The sequence below is a fragment of the Phyllobacterium sp. 628 genome, assembly GCF_014189505.1.
Lineage (GTDB): Bacteria > Pseudomonadota > Alphaproteobacteria > Rhizobiales > Rhizobiaceae > Phyllobacterium.
The window spans coordinates 3,450,248-3,465,946 of sequence record NZ_CP050301.1 but is presented as its reverse complement, the minus strand read 5'-3'; the positions used below and the strand labels follow the sequence as shown (position 1 = coordinate 3,465,946).

At 55.6% G+C, this 15,699-nt stretch carries 14 protein-coding genes; 7 read left to right on the top strand and 7 right to left on the bottom strand.

The features are described from left to right. The first annotated feature begins 28 nt into the window (after positions 1-28). The 7 genes from HB779_RS18675 to HB779_RS18645 all read left to right on the top strand — a co-directional run bounded on the left by HB779_RS18675 (position 29) and on the right by HB779_RS18645 (position 8,015). Positions 29-1,288, top strand: a complete 1,260-nt coding sequence (locus HB779_RS18675; RefSeq protein WP_188343737.1) for an ABC transporter substrate-binding protein — start codon at positions 29-31, stop codon at positions 1,286-1,288. A 148-nt stretch (positions 1,289-1,436) separates the two neighbouring features. After that, positions 1,437-2,387 carry a carbohydrate ABC transporter permease gene (locus HB779_RS18670; protein WP_188343736.1) on the top strand — a complete coding sequence of 317 codons (951 nt, stop codon included), beginning with the start codon at positions 1,437-1,439 and terminating at the stop codon, positions 2,385-2,387. Between the two features lie 19 nt (positions 2,388-2,406). Then, positions 2,407-3,246 carry a carbohydrate ABC transporter permease gene (locus HB779_RS18665; RefSeq protein WP_188343735.1) on the top strand — a complete coding sequence of 280 codons (840 nt, stop codon included), beginning with the start codon at positions 2,407-2,409 and terminating at the stop codon, positions 3,244-3,246. Further along, positions 3,243-4,310, top strand: coding sequence for a Gfo/Idh/MocA family protein (locus tag HB779_RS18660; RefSeq protein ID WP_188343734.1), 1,068 nt, complete (start codon positions 3,243-3,245; stop codon positions 4,308-4,310). Before HB779_RS18665 ends, HB779_RS18660 begins: the two co-directional genes overlap by 4 nt. Positions 4,311-4,338: 28 nt before the next feature. Further along, complete coding sequence (locus HB779_RS18655; RefSeq protein WP_188343733.1) at positions 4,339-5,340, top strand: ABC transporter ATP-binding protein; 1,002 nt, start codon at positions 4,339-4,341, stop codon at positions 5,338-5,340. Between the two features lie 138 nt (positions 5,341-5,478). Then, complete coding sequence (mgrA, locus tag HB779_RS18650) at positions 5,479-6,540, top strand: L-glyceraldehyde 3-phosphate reductase (protein ID WP_188343732.1); 1,062 nt, start codon at positions 5,479-5,481, stop codon at positions 6,538-6,540. A gap of 155 nt (positions 6,541-6,695) precedes the next feature. Further along, positions 6,696-8,015, top strand: coding sequence for a UDP-glucose/GDP-mannose dehydrogenase family protein (locus HB779_RS18645; RefSeq protein WP_188343731.1), 1,320 nt, complete (start codon positions 6,696-6,698; stop codon positions 8,013-8,015). 166 nt (positions 8,016-8,181) lie between these two features. Here HB779_RS18645 and HB779_RS18640 read toward each other — a convergent pair whose 3' ends face one another. The 7 genes from HB779_RS18640 to HB779_RS18610 all read right to left on the bottom strand — a co-directional run bounded on the left by HB779_RS18640 (position 8,182) and on the right by HB779_RS18610 (position 15,155). Beyond that, positions 8,182-9,867 (bottom strand): glycosyltransferase family 39 protein, encoded by a 1,686-nt coding sequence (locus tag HB779_RS18640; protein ID WP_188343730.1) that lies wholly within the window; start codon positions 9,865-9,867, stop codon positions 8,182-8,184. Positions 9,868-9,892: 25 nt separating this feature from the next. Further along, positions 9,893-10,213 carry a lipid-A-disaccharide synthase N-terminal domain-containing protein gene (locus tag HB779_RS18635; protein ID WP_188343729.1) on the bottom strand — a complete coding sequence of 107 codons (321 nt, stop codon included), beginning with the start codon at positions 10,211-10,213 and terminating at the stop codon, positions 9,893-9,895. Further along, positions 10,206-10,559 (bottom strand): lipid-A-disaccharide synthase N-terminal domain-containing protein, encoded by a 354-nt coding sequence (locus HB779_RS18630; protein WP_188343728.1) that lies wholly within the window; start codon positions 10,557-10,559, stop codon positions 10,206-10,208. Before HB779_RS18630 ends, HB779_RS18635 begins: the two co-directional genes overlap by 8 nt. After that, positions 10,552-11,283, bottom strand: coding sequence for a glycosyltransferase family 2 protein (locus HB779_RS18625; protein ID WP_188343727.1), 732 nt, complete (start codon positions 11,281-11,283; stop codon positions 10,552-10,554). The genes HB779_RS18630 and HB779_RS18625 overlap by 8 nt, the downstream gene beginning before the upstream one ends. An 89-nt stretch (positions 11,284-11,372) precedes the next feature. Next, a complete protein-coding gene (locus HB779_RS18620; protein ID WP_188343726.1) occupies positions 11,373-13,022 on the bottom strand; it encodes a thiamine pyrophosphate-binding protein in 1,650 nt (549 codons plus the stop codon). After that, entirely contained in the window at positions 13,006-14,193 is a 1,188-nt protein-coding gene (locus HB779_RS18615) for a CaiB/BaiF CoA-transferase family protein (RefSeq protein WP_188343725.1), read from the bottom strand. Before HB779_RS18615 ends, HB779_RS18620 begins: the two co-directional genes overlap by 17 nt. 5 nt (positions 14,194-14,198) lie before the next feature. Continuing rightward, positions 14,199-15,155: an alpha/beta fold hydrolase gene (locus HB779_RS18610; protein WP_188343724.1), complete on the bottom strand. Its 957-nt coding sequence runs from the start codon at positions 15,153-15,155 to the stop codon at positions 14,199-14,201. Positions 15,156-15,699: the final 544 nt, after the last annotated feature.

Sequence of the window (15,699 nt, the reverse complement as noted above, 5' to 3'; positions counted from 1 at the left end):
TGCTCAAAGGGTGCAACAGGAGACTAAAATGGGAAGCACGACTTTAAAAACACTGCTTATGGCAACGAGCGTCCTGGCTTCGGCTGGCTTCGCGCATGCTGCCGACACCACGCTGACAATCGAAAGCTGGCGTACCGACGATCTTGCCATCTGGCAGGAAAAGCTCATTCCGGCTTTTGAAGCCAAGAATCCTGGCATCAAGGTCAAGTTCGCACCAACACCGCCAACGGAATATGACGCGGCTCTCGGCGCACGTTTTGATGCGGGCAGCGCTGGCGATATCGTTACCTGCCGTCCGTTCGACAAGTCGCTGGAACAGTTCAAGCGCGGCAACATTGCCAGCCTGAAGAGCTTGCCTGGCATCGAAAACTTCTCGCCCGTGGCCAAGGCCGCATGGAGCACCGATGATGGTTCCGACACGTTCTGCGTGCCGATGGCTTCGGTTATCCATGGCTTCATCTACAACAAGGATGCTTTCGACAAGCTCGGCATCACTGTTCCGACCACGGAAGCCGAATTCTTTGCGGCGCTCGACAAGATCAAGAAGGACGGCACCTATATTCCGCTCGCCATGGGCACGAAAGATCTCTGGGAAGCCGCAACCATGGGCTACCAGAACATTGGACCGAACTACTGGAAGGGCGAAGAAGGCCGTCTGGCACTGATCAAGGGCACACAGAAGCTGACCGATGCCGACTGGGTTGCACCTTACAAGACACTTGCCAAGTGGAAGGATTATCTCGGCGACGGTTTCGAAGCTCAGACTTATCCGGATAGTCAGAACCTCTTTACGCTCGGCCGGGCTGCGATCTATCCTGCCGGTTCGTGGGAAATCTCGCTGTTCAACACACAGGCTCAGTTCAAGATGGGTGCATTCCTGCCACCAGTCCAGAAGGCTGGCGACACATGCTACATCTCTGACCATGCCGATCTTGGCGCAGCGATGAATGCCAAGAGCAAGAACCCGGAAGCTGCCAAGAAATTCCTGAGCTGGGTTGCTTCGCCTGAGTTCGCCGACATCTATGCCAATGCACTGCCGGGCTTCTTTAGCCTGTCATCGACACCGGTAAAGATGAAGGACCCGCTGGCACAGGAATTCGTGTCATGGCGCGAGAAGTGCAAGCCAACCATCCGCTCGACTTATCAGATTCTGTCGCGTGGCAAGCCCAACCTGGAAAACGAAACCTGGGTTGAATCGGCCAACGTCATCAACGGCACCGATACGCCTGATGTTGCGGCCAAGAAGCTGCAGGACGGTCTCGACAGCTGGTACAAGCCTGCGAAATAAGGAACTGAATGCCGGGGCGGTTTGGCCGCCCCGGCCTTTCTTTATGCTGAAGACAGCGATGATGATCGCTCCATCGTTCTTATGAGTACGGCAGTCGTGGACCGGTTTTCCATGACCAACAAATCAAAAAGCAGGGGTTTGCGATTTAATGAGCACGGCCGACTATTCCCAGTCTGACAAGGGTCAGGACAAACGCGCACGGCGCTGGCACATCCTTGTGTTCCTGTTGCCGGCGGTGATCGTCTATACGGCGATCATGATCCTGCCCCTGGCCGAGACGCTGCGCCTGTCACTGTTCAATGTTGTTGATGGCCAGAGCGTTTTTGTTGGCTTCGGTAATTTCCAGACATTGTTTGGCGAGCCGCGCTGGTCGGATAGTTTCTGGAATGCCCTGCGCAACAATTTCGTGTTCTTCGTGATCCATATGCTGGTGCAGAATCCGATCGGTGTTGCACTGGCGGCGCTGCTTTCCGTGCCAAAATTACGGTTCGGTGCGTTCTACAGAACAGCGCTGTTCCTGCCGACGCTCTTATCCTTCGTGATTGTCGGTTTCATCTGGAAGCTGATCCTGTCGCCGATCTGGGGCGTGTCGCCCTATCTGATGGATCTGGTGGGTTTGAAATCGATGTTCTCGCCTTGGCTGGGCAAGCCGAGTTCGGCACTGATCACCGTCTCGCTTATTTCGGTGTGGCAGAATATCGGCATTCCAACCATGCTGATCTATGCCTCGATGTTGAGTATTCCGGAGGAGGTTCTGGAAGCGGCCGAATGTGACGGCATCACCGGCTGGAGCCAGTTCTGGAAAATCAAGCTGCCGCTGATCCTGCCATCAATCGGTATCATTTCCATTTTGACGTTTGTGGGCAATTTCAACGCGTTCGATCTGATCTATACGGTGCAGGGAGCGCTTGCAGGGCCGGATGGGTCAACCGACATCCTTGGCACCTTGCTGTACCGCACGTTCTTCGGCTTCCAGCTGCAGATTGGCGATAAATCCATGGGCGCGACGATTGCCACAGTAATGTTCCTCATCATCCTGACTGGCGTCTGCATCTATCTGTTTGCCATCCAGCGGCGCATGCGCCGGTACCAGTTCTAGAATCGGAAAGGTTCACATCATGGCAAAAGCCCGTACATCACCTCTCCGTTCCAGTCTCGTTCATGCCGCGCTGATCATCTACACCGTTATCGCATTGTTCCCGGTATTCCTGACTGTTATCAACTCGTTCAAGGATCGGGCATCGATTTTCCGCAATCCGCTCGGTTTGCCCAACGAAACCAGTTTCAGTTTGATCGGCTATGAAACCGTTCTGAAGCAGGGCGATTTCACCCTGTATTTCCAGAACAGCCTGATCGTCACGTCCGTGTCGATTTTCTTTGTGCTGCTGTTTGGTGCCATGGCAGCCTTCGCCTTGTCTGAATACCGTTTTCGCGGCAACTCGCTGATGGGGCTTTATCTGGCGCTCGGCATCATGATCCCGATCCGTTTGGGGACCGTAGCAATTCTGCAGGGGATGGTTGCGACCGGCCTTGTGAATACGCTGACCGCGCTGATCCTCGTCTATACGGCGCAGGGCCTGCCACTCGCCGTGTTCATTTTGACGGAGTTCATGCGTACAGTGTCCGATGATCTGAAGAATGCCGGCCGCATTGACGGGCTTTCGGAATATTCGATCTTCTTCCGGCTTGTGCTGCCTTTGGTACGGCCTGCAATGGCGACCGTTGCCGTATTCACCATGATCCCGATCTGGAACGATCTGTGGTTCCCGCTGATTCTGGCGCCAAGCGACGCGACCAAGACTGTCACGCTCGGCTCGCAGGTGTTTATCGGTCAGTTCGTCACCAACTGGAATGCGGTTCTTGCCGCGCTGACGCTGGCGATCCTGCCAGTCCTCGCCCTCTACTTCCTCTTCTCGCGGCAATTGATCCGCGGCATTACATCAGGAGCAGTCAAATGAGTGCGAATGCGCAAAAGCCCATCCGGGTTCTTGTCGCCGGCCTCGGCAATATGGGCAGAAGCCACGCGCTCGCCTACCACAACAATCCCGGCTTCGAGATTGTCGGTCTGGTGAATCGCTCGGTCGTGCCGCTGGTTGAAGAGTTGCAAGGTTATACAATCCATCCGTCTTTCGATCAGGCATTGGCCGATTTGAAGCCGGAACTGGTGTCGATCAACACGTATTCTGATAGCCATGCGGATTATGCAGTAGCGGCGATGGCAGCAGGTGCCGACGTTTTTGTCGAAAAGCCTTTGGCAACAACGGTTGCCGACGCGGAGCGGGTGGTTGCTGCCGCCAAACAGCATGGCCGCAAGCTGGTGATCGGCTATATCTTGCGCCACCATCCCTCATGGGTGCGTCTGATTGAGGAAGCCCGCAAGCTCGGCGGCCCCTACGTCTTCCGCATGAACCTCAACCAGCAGTCCAGCGGCGCGACATGGGAAACCCACAAGGCCCTGATGCAGACCACATCGCCAATCGTTGATTGCGGCGTGCATTATCTTGACGTGATGTTGCAGATCACCGATGCCAAGCCGGTACAGGTGCGTGGCATGGGCGTTCGGCTTTCCGATGAAATCGATGCCAAGATGTACAATTACGGTCATCTGCAGGTGCTGTTCGATGACAATTCCGTCGGCTGGTATGAAGCGGGTTGGGGTCCGATGATGTCGGAAACGGCGTTCTTCGTGAAGGATGTGATCTCGCCCAATGGCTGCGTGTCCATCGTCATGGACCAAAATGCCAAATCAGACGATATCGACTCGCACACCAAGACGTCGACCATTCGATTGCATTCGGCCAAACGCGGTGACGATGGCCGTTTTGCCAAGCCGGATGATCTGCTCAACATGGCAGGGGAGCCCGGCCACCAGGAATTGTGCGATCTGGAACAGGCTTTCGTGCTCAAGGCTATCCGCGAAAATCTCGATCTTGGCCGCCACATGCAGGATGCCGTGCGCTCGCTCAGCGTTTGCCTCGCGGCCGACGAAAGCGTGCGGACCGGCAAGCCAATAGACCTATAATTAAGAAATTGAAGACGGGAACAAGACATTGGGTTCTTTGAAGATAGAAAATATTCGTAAGTCTTTTGGTCATGTGGACGTGCTCAAAGGCATCGACCTTGAGGTCGAGGACGGCGAATTTGTGATTTTTGTCGGACCTTCCGGCTGTGGCAAGTCCACCCTTCTGCGAGTCATCGCGGGGCTTGAGGATGCAACCTCTGGCGAGATTTTGATTGATGGCAAAAAGGTCAACAACACACCGCCCGCTAAGCGCGGTATTGCCATGGTGTTCCAGACCTATGCGCTCTATCCGCACCTGTCGGTGCGCGACAATATGGGCCTCGGCCTGAAACAGGCAGGCAAGCCGGCAGAAGAAATCAAGGAACGCACCAGGATCGCATCAGCCATGTTGTCGCTCGATGATTATCTGGAGCGTCGCCCTTCCGAACTGTCTGGTGGTCAGCGCCAGCGTGTAGCGATCGGCCGTGCGATTGTGCGTGAGCCGCAGCTCTTTTTGTTCGATGAACCCTTGTCGAACCTGGATGCGGCTTTGCGCGTCAACACACGGCTCGAGATTGCCCGTCTGCACCGCCAGCTGAAAGCCACCATGATCTATGTGACGCATGATCAGGTGGAAGCGATGACGCTTGCTGACAAAATCGTCGTGATGAATAAAGGGCAGATCGAGCAAGTTGGCTCGCCAATGGAGCTTTATAATTCACCGCAAACGCTGTTTGTTGCCGGGTTTATCGGCTCGCCGCAGATGAACCTGATTGAGGGTGCAAAGCTCGGCGATGCCACGGCCAAGAATGTTGGTATCAGGCCTGAACATATCCAGATTAGCAAGACATCCGGCACGTGGAAGGGTTCGGTCATCCATGTCGAGCATCTTGGTGCCGACACGATCATCTATCTGCAGACCGATTTCGGTCCGCTGACGGTGCGTCTGTTCGGCGAACACCAGTACAATGTCGATGATGTGCTTTATGCCACCCCGGATGCCGGGCGAACTTATCGCTTCGATGACAAGGATATGATCATCAAGGGTTGAATGCATATGAAGCCGCTTCAGAAGAGCGGCTTCGCTATTTCATGTCATGACATCATTATGACTTTCGTTCATAGTCCGGCGCGCTGAAACGGGATTCGTTCAGCGCGGCATGCAAAGACGACAGGGAAGAGATTGATCATGAGATGGACTGCAGACTCCAAACGTTACGACGCCATGAAGTACAATCGCTGCGGCAAAAGCGGTCTCAAATTGCCGGCAATTTCCCTAGGGTTGTGGCACAATTTCGGTCATGATACGCCGCATCAGGTGAAGCAGGCGATTTGCCATCAGGCTTTCGATCTCGGCATCACGCATTTTGATCTGGCCAACAATTACGGCCCGCCTCCAGGTTCGGCTGAAGAAGCATTCGGCGAAATCCTGCGCAATGATTTCAAGGGCTATCGCGACGAACTGATCATTTCGTCGAAGGCGGGTTATGGCATGTGGCCGGGCCCTTACGGCGAATGGGGCAGCCGCAAATATATGATTGCCAGCTGTGACCAGAGCCTGAAGCGGCTAGGCCTCGACTATGTCGATATTTTCTATTCGCATCGTTTTGATCCGGACACACCGCTGGAAGAGACGATGATGGCGCTGGATCATATCGTGCGCTCCGGCCGGGCCCAATATGTCGGCCTCTCCTCCTACAATTCGCAGCGCACCCGCGAAGCTGCGGCTATTCTGGAAGAATTGGGTACGCCTTGCCTGATCCATCAGCCAAGCTATTCGATGATCAACCGCTGGATTGAAGAAGACGGTCTTGTCGATACGCTGGAAGACCTCGGTATTGGCTCGATCGTGTTCTCGCCGCTCTCGCAGGGCATGCTCACCGACAAGTATTTGAAGGGTGTGCCGGACGAGAGTCGCGCGGCACAGGGCAAATCGCTCAACCCCGCATTCCTCAGTGAACAGAACATCGAGAACATTCGGGCGCTGAACGCGATTGCCAGCAAACGCGGCCAGACGCTGGCTCAGATGGCGCTGGCCTGGGTCTTGCGCGGCGGACGGATTACCACAGCGCTTATCGGTGCAAGCAAACCGCAACAGGTTATCGATTGTGTCAAGGCACTCGACAATCTGGAGTTCACAGCGGCTGAACTGGCTGAAATTGATATCTATGCAAACGATGCCGATATCAATCTCTGGGCTGCATCTGCCGAGCGCCGGGGTCCCCAGCGCACGCCGCCGAAACTGGCTTGAACCGGCGATCATGCGCCCTAAATAAGCAATACAAAAACGCCAGCCGCGCACTCGCAGCTGGCGTTTTGAATTGAGCATAATTCCCGCGATTGGCAGCGCCGCGCTAATGTGCGAAATGTCTGCGCCAAATTGAGCTTACGGATTGGATAGATGTGATGAAGATTGCGATGATCGGGACTGGCTATGTCGGTCTGGTTTCGGGTGTCTGTTTTGCCGAATTCGGTTTTCAGGTCACCTGCGTGGACAAAAATCCGGCGATCATCGAACGCTTGCAGGCGGGTGAAGTCACGATTTATGAGCCGGGTCTTGATGAGTTGCTGACACGCAATGCTCGCGACGGCCGCCTGATTTTTACCACTGAACTTGCCTCCACCGTAGCCGATGCCGACGTTATTTTCATTGCCGTTGGTACGCCTTCGCGCCGCGGTGATGGTGAAGCCGATTTGCAATATATCTATGCAGCCGCTGACGAGATTGCTGCGGCAATGAAGCCCGGTGCTGTGATTGTCATCAAGTCGACTGTCGTCGTTGGCACCAATGCTGATGTGCGCGCTCATATCGCCAAGGCACGGCCAGACGTTGCGTTTTCCATGGTATCGAACCCTGAGTTCCTGCGGGAGGGATCAGCAGTTGAAGATTTCCTGCGGCCGGACCGTGTTGTGGTCGGCGTGCATGATCAGCGCGGCTCCGACGCCATGAAGCGGGTTTATCGCCCGCTTTACCTGCGCGAAACGCCAATGATTGTCACGACACTGGAAAACGCCGAGATCATCAAATATGCGGCCAATGCATTTCTGGCGATGAAAGTGACCTTTATCAACGAGGTTGCCGATCTGTGTGAAAAGACCGGCGGTAATGTGCAGGATGTTGCCCGCGCCATCGGCATGGACAATCGCATTGGCTCGAAGTTCCTGCATGCGGGTCCGGGTTTTGGCGGTTCCTGCTTCCCCAAGGATACCCGGGCCTATGCGGCGACCGGCCGGAAGATGAATGCACCACAGACGCTGATCGAGCAGGTCGTTACGGTGAATGAGCAGCGCAAGCGCTCCATGGCGGAGCGGGTCATCGAAGCAGCCCGCAAGAGTGGTGCCAAGACTGTCGCAGCGCTGGGGATCGCTTTCAAACCCAATACGGATGATATTCGCGAGTCACCCTCGCTCGACATCATTCCCGCCCTCCAAAAGGCTGGTCTGACAGTGCGGGCGCATGACCCCGAAGCACGATCCGCTGCGGAAGCAGTGCTGCCGGGTGTTGTCTGGTGTAAATCCGCGTATGAAGCCATCGAGGGAGCGGAAATTACTGTACTGCTAACGGAATGGAACGCCTATCGGGCACTGGATCTGAAGAAAGTGGCAGGCCTGATGAAGGGCAATCTCCTGTTCGATCTGCGCAATGTCTATGGCGAGCAGGATCTCGAGGGCACAGGGCTGGAATATTACTCGCTCGGCCGTCCGCTGCTGGGCAAGAGCGCTTAAAACAACATCTGCATATCTATTTTGGGTGGTTCGACAAGCTCACCATGAGGGAGAGTGTCGCTGCAAAGCTAATCGGAAAGATTGCAGAATATGGCTCCCCGCAATCATCCATCTCCCTCATGGTGAGCTTGTCGAACCACGCACACTGCTGATGCAGCCGAATTTTTTACTGCACAGCTTTGTACAAAGTCACCGTGGTCTTGCGGCCTTTGCTGTAGTTGATACCCGAAGCGGTGCCGACGATGACAACTGATTTATCGCCCTGCGGCAGGTTCTGGTAAAAATCCGCCTGATTGCGTTCATCGACAGCTGCAATCGCACAGGATGGATTGCCGAGCAGGTGTTTTGCTGCGCCTGCACCGTCGGTCAGAACTGTTTTTGTCCCCGCCAGAAAGACAAGGCTCGGTTCAGCGTAACCAGCTGAGGCAAGAATGCTGTCCGGGCAAGGCTTGGCTTCATTGAAAGCTTGGTTGATCGCCGGGCTCATCCAGATCGGCGTGATTGCCGGGACAACGCCCCATGTGAGCAAGGCTAGTGTAACGATGGCAAAACCCGACGCCGCCTGAATGGCGAGTTTCAGATTGTGCTTGAGAAAAAAACCGCTGGCGAAAACGCCAGCTGCCGCTGCCGTGAAGAACGCAACAATTCCCCGAAGAGAAATGGTTTGCGCCATGACCCACGGCAAGATCGTGCCAGCACCCATCAATGCCAATGTGGCTACGGCAAGCCCGGCCAGCGTCAAGCGTTCAAGCCAAATCTGCCAGCGTCCGCTATAGGGCTTGCTCGCGATGCCCGTATCAATCGCCCATGCCATCATGAGAAGCAGCGCGGGGTAGGCAGGAAGGATATAATGCGGCAGCTTGGTTGGGATCAGCTCTGTGACCAGCCAGTAAGGGATGTACCAGGCGGTGAGAAAGGCCAGACGCGGATCGGTGCGGAAACGGCTCAGAGCCTGCAAACCGCCACGGATGGCCATGACACCGAATGGCCAGATGAAGACAACGAAGATCAGCGCGAAGTAGCCGGGGGGAGCGCCATGGCTTTCCTGTCCATCGCCTACCTTTGATAGAAGATCATTGCCGACCGACTCGGTAAAGAATGCGCCGCCGCTTTTCAGCGTGATCATAATGAGCCAAGGCAGAACAATGACGAGCAGAATGGCGAGGCCGCCGAGCGGTTTCAATCGCTTCAACCACTGCCATTCGCGGTAGAAGATGCAGAGTGTGGCGGCAGTCAAAACACTGACGAAGGGCGTGATAGGGCCTTTGATGAGAATTCCCACGGCTGTCGCAATCCAGAATATAAGCGCCGGGGCCCATTTCACCGGTGCTTTCTCGCGGCTTGCCATCCACATTGCCGCCAGCGCGCCTTGCGCGAAGACGACAGTCGCCAAAAGCGTTGCATCGGTTTTGGCGACGCGGGCTTCAAAACCGAGCATGACGATGGCTGCAAGGGCCATACCTGCCATCAACCCGGCGCTTTGACCAAACAGGAAAGCGCCCAGTGCTGCCGTAGCCAGCACGGCAAGTGTCGCACCGGCGACTGACACGAGCCGGTACGTCCAGACAGGCGCCTTGTCGTTGTAACCCGTCAGTTTCAGCGCAGCACTTTGCAGCCAGTAGATGCCGACAGGCTTCTTGTAGCGGGATGCTTCCTGAAAGCGGATATCAACGTAATCGCCGCTCTCGGCCATCTGATGCGTGGCCTGAATGTAGCGCGATTCATCCCTGTCGAGCGGCGGAATCGAGGCGATCCCCGGCACAAACGATACAAGGCAAATGAAAATCAACAGCAGATAATGGCTGATGCGGAGTTTTGCGCGAGCCGCAAAAGCAGGGTCAGGGTTGGTCATGATCGTGCCTTGCGGGTTGTCGTCCTCACGTATCCTGTGTCATCGCCTTTTTCTCATTGGCGATCAGCCAGAGATTGCGAATATACACAACAAGTCCCAGTCCTTGGCCGGCAATGAATACGGGATCCTTGCGGACAATGGCATAGACAAACAGCAAGACGCCGCCAAACAGCGAAAAGAACCAGAATGTTACGGGGACGACGCTGCGCTTGGCCCTTTCCGAGGCAATCCACTGCACGACAAAGCGCATGGTGAAACAGCCCTGGGCAAAGAAGCCGAGGAGGATCCAGGCATCGAACTGGGCGACAAAGACCGAGTGCAGCCAATTGGTAATTGCGTCAGCCATGGATGGTCTCCGTCGTTGCCGGAATAATATTAAGGTCTGTCTTTGTCCATTTCTCGTTCACGATCAGCCAGAGATTGCGAATATAAACAAACAGACCCAGCGCTTGTCCCACAATGTAGACCGGATCTCGACGAACCACTGAATATACAAGGAGTAAAACGCCGCCAAACAGCGAGAAGACCCAGAAGGCTACAGGCACAACGCTGCGTTTAACTTTCTCCGAGGCAAGCCACTGCACAAAAAAACGCATAGTGAAACAAGCCTGCCCAATAAGCCCGAATATCATCCAGGCATCCAACTGAGCGATAAAGACAGAGTGCAGCCAATTGGTGATTGCGTCAGCCATGGCTGATCTCCGTAATGGTAGGAACGGTCTTGCGGCGCTTTCTCAGCCACCACACGCCGTAAAGATCGAGAATACCGCGCAAGCCGCGGTCAAGAATACCGTAATTGGACTTGCCGTGACGGCGCTCGCGGTCAACCACGTCGACATGCGTTACGTCGTAACCCTCGCGAATAACCAGCGCCGGCAAATAGCGGTGCCAGCCATCGAAGAAGGGGAGCTCGCGAAAGAGCTGCGCATGCAGGGCTTTCAGTCCGCAGCCGGAATCGCGCGTCTTGTCCTTGAGGATTGCGCCGCGCAACTTGTTGGCCAATTTCGAGGAAATCTGTTTGAGCTTGGTATCGGTGCGCTTTAGTCGCTGCCCCGCAGCTATACCGAAGCCCGGACCAGCGGCTATCAATGCATCCGCAAGTTTCGGCAAATAAGCCGGATCATTCTGTCCATCGCCGTCCATGGTTACAACAATATCGCCCTTGGCGGCAAAAACACCCGAGCGCACTGCAGCGCTCTGACCAGCTGACTTATCGTGTCTGACGTGGCGGAGGGGTTTACCCGCACGGATACGTTCGCCCAATGCCTCGCCGGTCCCGTCGGTTGAACCATCATCCACAACGATGACTTCGTAGTTGCGGCCTTCCATGGCTGCATCTACCTCATCAAGCAGAAAGGCCAGATTGGCAGCCTCGTTTCGGCATGGAATGACGATTGTTATTGCCGGATTGCTCAAGTTGCGGACTTTCGTATTGGCGTGTCAGGCGCGCTCCTTAACACTGATGAAGCCGCCTTTCCATCCTCAATTCATTCAACTAAGAATGATCAACGCTTATTGCGAATGTCCGTCAAGGTCTTGGCGGGGGTGATTGCTTCGGGATCAAGGCGGATTTCGATGATAGACGGTTTTCCGCTTTGAACCGCCCGCTGCCATGCGCCCTCGAAATCAGCCGTCGCTTCCACTGTCTCGCCATGGCCTCCATAGGCGCGTGCCAGCATGGCAAAATCCGGATTTGTGAGGTCCGTTGCGGAAACACGGCCGGGATATTCCCGTTCCTGATGCATGCGGATGGTACCGTAAATATTGTTATTGATGACCAACACGATAATTGGCAGCTGATATTTGACCGCCGTGGCAAAATCCTGACCGTTCATCAGGAAACATCCATCACCGGCAAAGCAGACAACCATACGATCGGGATGAAGCTGTTTGGCAGCGACAGCGGCCGGGAGGCCGTAACCCATGGAACCGGATGTGGGCGCTGCCTGCGTGCCAAAGCGCCGGAACCGGTGAAAACGATGCAGCCATGTTGCATAATTGCCCGCGCCATTGGTCATGATGGCATCTTCAGGCAGAACCCTTTCCAGATAGGTCATGATCGGACCCATGGCGACATTGCCGGGTCCAGTCTGTGGGGGCGTTGACCATTTGAGATAGGAAGCATGAGCCAGCCCGGCTTCATCAGGCCAATTGATGTGGGATGGTGCAGCCAGATGTTCGACTGCCGCTGCAAAGGCATCGGGTGCGGAATTGATGGCAAGTGCAGGACGATAGACACGGCCGAGTTCATTCGCGTCAGGGTGGACGTGAATTAATGTCTGTTGCGGGTAGGGACTGTCCATCAGGGTATAGCCAGAGGATGGCATTTCACCGAACCGCCCGCCGACCAGCAGCAACACATCAGCCTCTTTGACACGGGTACCCAGCGCGGGATTGATGCCGATGCCGACGTCACCGGCATAATTTGCGTGCAGATTGTCGAACAGCATTTGCCTGCGGAATGAACAACCGACCGGCAAATGCCATTTTTCGGCAAAGCGGGCGATTGAGCGAACCGCCGCTTCGTCCCAACGCGAACCGCCGAGGATCATGAACGGTTTTTTCGCCCCTTGCAGAAGATCGGCAAGTTTTTCGATGCTTGCGGGTGAGGGACCAGTCTCGACAGGTTGCCAGCCCTGCGCCGCGACAGTCTCCACCGCGTCGGTCAGCATATCCTCCGGCAGAGCCAGAACCACCGGGCCGGGACGGCCTGAGGTTGCGACAGAAAAAGCGCGGGTGACAAATTCGGGAATGCGGCGCGCATCGTCAATTTCAGCCACCCATTTGGCAGTATCGGCAAAGAAGCGACGGTATTCGACTTCCTGAAACGCTTCGCGTTCGCGGGCATCGCGCTGGACCTGCCCGATGAACAGGATCAACGGCGTTGAATCCTGCATCGCAATGTGAATACCCGGCGAGGCATTGGTTGCGCCCGGACCGCGTGTGACGAAGCAGATGCCCGGCTTGCCGGTAAGCTTGCCCCAGGCTTCGGCCATCATCGTTGCGCCGCCTTCGGCACGACAGACTGTTACTCCGACATCGGCATCATAAAGCGCATCGAGCACGGCAAGATAGCTTTCGCCGGGAACACAGAACAGCCGTTCTGCGCCATTGGCCTTGAGGGCTTCAACGATCAATTCACCGCCGGTTTTCATCGGATGCGTCCTTCAATTCCTGGAGAATATCTGCACTGTGCTCGCCGAGACGGGGCGAGGGCCGGTCATAGGTCAAAGGCGTCTTCGACATGACGATAGGGGTGCGCACCGAGGGAATGCTGCTGCCATGTCTATCATCAAGATTGAGGCGCAACTGGCGCGAAATGATCTGCGGATCGTCGAACATTTCACCGATACGGTTGATGGGCCCGGCAGGAACCGCATTTTTGGCACAGGCGTCCAGCAGATCAGCGCGGGTGCGTTTTTGTGTTTCGGCCCGGATAATCGCAGTCAGTTCAGCGCGATTTTCCAATCGTGCGCGGTTGGTCAGAAAGCGCGGATCGGCGCTGAGGCCGTCCAGTCCCATGATCGAACAGAAGCGGGCAAACTGGCCGTCATTGCCGACCGCAAGGATCAGGTGACCGTCTGATGTCGGAACCACTTCGTAGGGGGAAATATTCGGATGCGCGTTGCCCATCCGGTGGGGGGCTTTGCCGGTGGCAAGATAGTTCATGGCCTGATTGGCCATAACGGCAGACTGTACGTCGAACAGGGCCATGTCCACCAACTGGCCTTCGCCGGTTTTGGCCGCATGGGCCAGTGCCGCCTGAATGGCGATGACCGAATAGAGACCGGTAAACACGTCGGCGACGGCCAGTCCGACCTTTTGCGGCTCACGGTCTGGCTCGCCTGTCACAGACATCAGCCCTGACATGCCCTGAATGATGAAATCGTAGCCGGCCTGACTGGCATAGGGCCCGGTCTGCCCAAAACCGGTGATCGAGCAATAGACCAGTTTTGGATTGTCAGCGCTCAAGCTCTCATAATCGAGGCCATATTTCCTGAGACCGCCGACCTTGAAGTTTTCGAGCACGACGTCGGCTGTCCGGCATAGGGCCTTCACAGTTTCCTGGCCTTCCGGCGAGGTGAAATCGACCGTTATCGAGCGCTTGCCGCGATTGCAGGAATGAAAATAGGCGGCGGAAAGATTTTCGCCTTCATTGCTGGTGATGAAGGGTGGTCCCCAGCCACGCGTTTCGTCTCCGCCTGCAGGGTTTTCCACCTTGATCACATCGGCGCCAAGGTCAGCAAGGATTTGCCCGGCCCAAGGGCCTGCCAGAACACGGGCAAGCTCGATGACGCGCACGCCTTTGAGGGGAGCTTCAGTCATGATTGTCAGGTGCGCTCCAAATTCAGTGCTTGTTTGTCGGCGATTCGAGCCGCCCACTCGACGAAGTTCCCCATAATCACGTCACGGTTGATTTCATTCAAGCCTTCGTGGCGGGTGTCTTCATAAACTTTGGTCGTGACATCGGCGAAGCCAAGTTTTTTCATCCGCTTGCTGAGGTCTTTCACAGCGCTGCCTTTTGCAGTGGCTGGGTCTTCTGCCCCGCCCACGAGATTGAACGGCAACTCGCGCCGCACCTTGGCGAGAAGGCTGTCATCGGCACCGGCAAAGGTAAAGCCAAAGACATCGCGCCACATGCTGACCGAGGCGTCCCATCCGCAGAGAGGGTCGTTGATATAAGCATCGACTTCGGCCGGATCGCGGGACAGCCAGTCAAATGGGGTGCGGGCGTTCTTGATGCCGCGTGCCCATGTTTGAAAGGTGAGTTTGGGCAGGAGCATGCTCGGAACGTCGGAGCCAAGGAACATCCGCTCCGCCCGCAAAATGCCTTGCGCCAATCGTCCGGCAAGCCCAGCGGAAAAGTTGGCGTTCCAGATGGCTGCTGCCTGCATCTTGTCCTGATAGCCCAAGACGTAATTGAGGCCTATCAATCCACCCATGGAATGGCCGAAGAGAACCAGAGGCAATGCGGGATGGCGGGCACGGGCGGTTGCATTGATCGCGTCCATATCATCGAGTATCAGACGCATGCCATCGCGCTCGGCAAAGCGGCCAAGCGGAGCGCCTTGGGCTTTTGTATATCCATGGCCGCGATGATCGTGGGCGTAGACGTGAAAGCCATGGCTGTTCAGAAGCTGCGCAAACCTGTCATACCGCAGGCAATGCTCGGCAAGTCCGTGGCTGATCTGGATGATGGCTTTGCCCGGGCCTGTTGCTGGCGAAAAGCGCATGGCAAGCAAGGCGCCTGTCGGTGACTGGACTGTTTCGATGTCTGCAAAGCTCATTCATGTCTCCCCGGTCAATTGAAAGCGTGGCGCGTGAATAGTCAATCCAGAATAAAATTTACAAAAATCAGGCCATATTTTCATACTTCTGCACAATAAATAATCAGAGTCGCATGGATGCAATTTTAATTTGCAAAACCACTTGCAAACAACAAAAACTTGCCGCAAAACTTCTTTCCGAAAGAGATTGGATCCTGTGTCTTCTCTCGATTGTCCCAGGCTTTCAGGCTGACAAAACGCTTTTATCGCTGCGTTGCGTGACAATTGATTGAGCCAGATATCCAGGCGCTTGCCAGTTACATGGCCGTTTAGGGGAGAAGAGGACGCTCCCCAAATGCGGTACCAGAGGGGAAACCGGGTGACGGAAATATCCGCGCCCGGTTTCGCTCGTTTTAGGGGTTGGTTTGCATTACCGGTTGTGCGTGGTTCGACAAGCTCACCATGAGGGGGATGGTAGCTGCAAGGCCAATCGCGAACATCGCAGAATATGGCTCCCTGCAATCCACCAATCCCCCTCATGGTGAGCTTGTCGAACCACGCATAA

What these genes read in the sequence shown, in the direction of transcription:
- HB779_RS18675 (WP_188343737.1), top strand. Translation starts at nt 29, where the DNA reads ATGGGAAGCACGACTTTAAAAACACTGCTTATGGCAACGAGCGTCCTG.
- HB779_RS18670 (WP_188343736.1), top strand. Translation starts at nt 1,437, where the DNA reads ATGAGCACGGCCGACTATTCCCAGTCTGACAAGGGTCAGGACAAACGC.
- HB779_RS18665 (WP_188343735.1), top strand. Translation starts at nt 2,407, where the DNA reads ATGGCAAAAGCCCGTACATCACCTCTCCGTTCCAGTCTCGTTCATGCC.
- HB779_RS18660 (WP_188343734.1), top strand. Translation starts at nt 3,243, where the DNA reads ATGAGTGCGAATGCGCAAAAGCCCATCCGGGTTCTTGTCGCCGGCCTC.
- mgrA (WP_188343732.1), top strand. Translation starts at nt 5,479, where the DNA reads ATGAGATGGACTGCAGACTCCAAACGTTACGACGCCATGAAGTACAAT.
- HB779_RS18645 (WP_188343731.1), top strand. Translation starts at nt 6,696, where the DNA reads ATGAAGATTGCGATGATCGGGACTGGCTATGTCGGTCTGGTTTCGGGT.
- HB779_RS18640 (WP_188343730.1), bottom strand. Translation starts at nt 9,867, where the DNA reads ATGACCAACCCTGACCCTGCTTTTGCGGCTCGCGCAAAACTCCGCATC.
- HB779_RS18635 (WP_188343729.1), bottom strand. Translation starts at nt 10,213, where the DNA reads ATGGCTGACGCAATTACCAATTGGCTGCACTCGGTCTTTGTCGCCCAG.
- HB779_RS18630 (WP_188343728.1), bottom strand. Translation starts at nt 10,559, where the DNA reads ATGGCTGACGCAATCACCAATTGGCTGCACTCTGTCTTTATCGCTCAG.
- HB779_RS18620 (WP_188343726.1), bottom strand. Translation starts at nt 13,022, where the DNA reads ATGAAAACCGGCGGTGAATTGATCGTTGAAGCCCTCAAGGCCAATGGC.
- HB779_RS18615 (WP_188343725.1), bottom strand. Translation starts at nt 14,193, where the DNA reads ATGACTGAAGCTCCCCTCAAAGGCGTGCGCGTCATCGAGCTTGCCCGT.
- HB779_RS18610 (WP_188343724.1), bottom strand. Translation starts at nt 15,155, where the DNA reads ATGAGCTTTGCAGACATCGAAACAGTCCAGTCACCGACAGGCGCCTTG.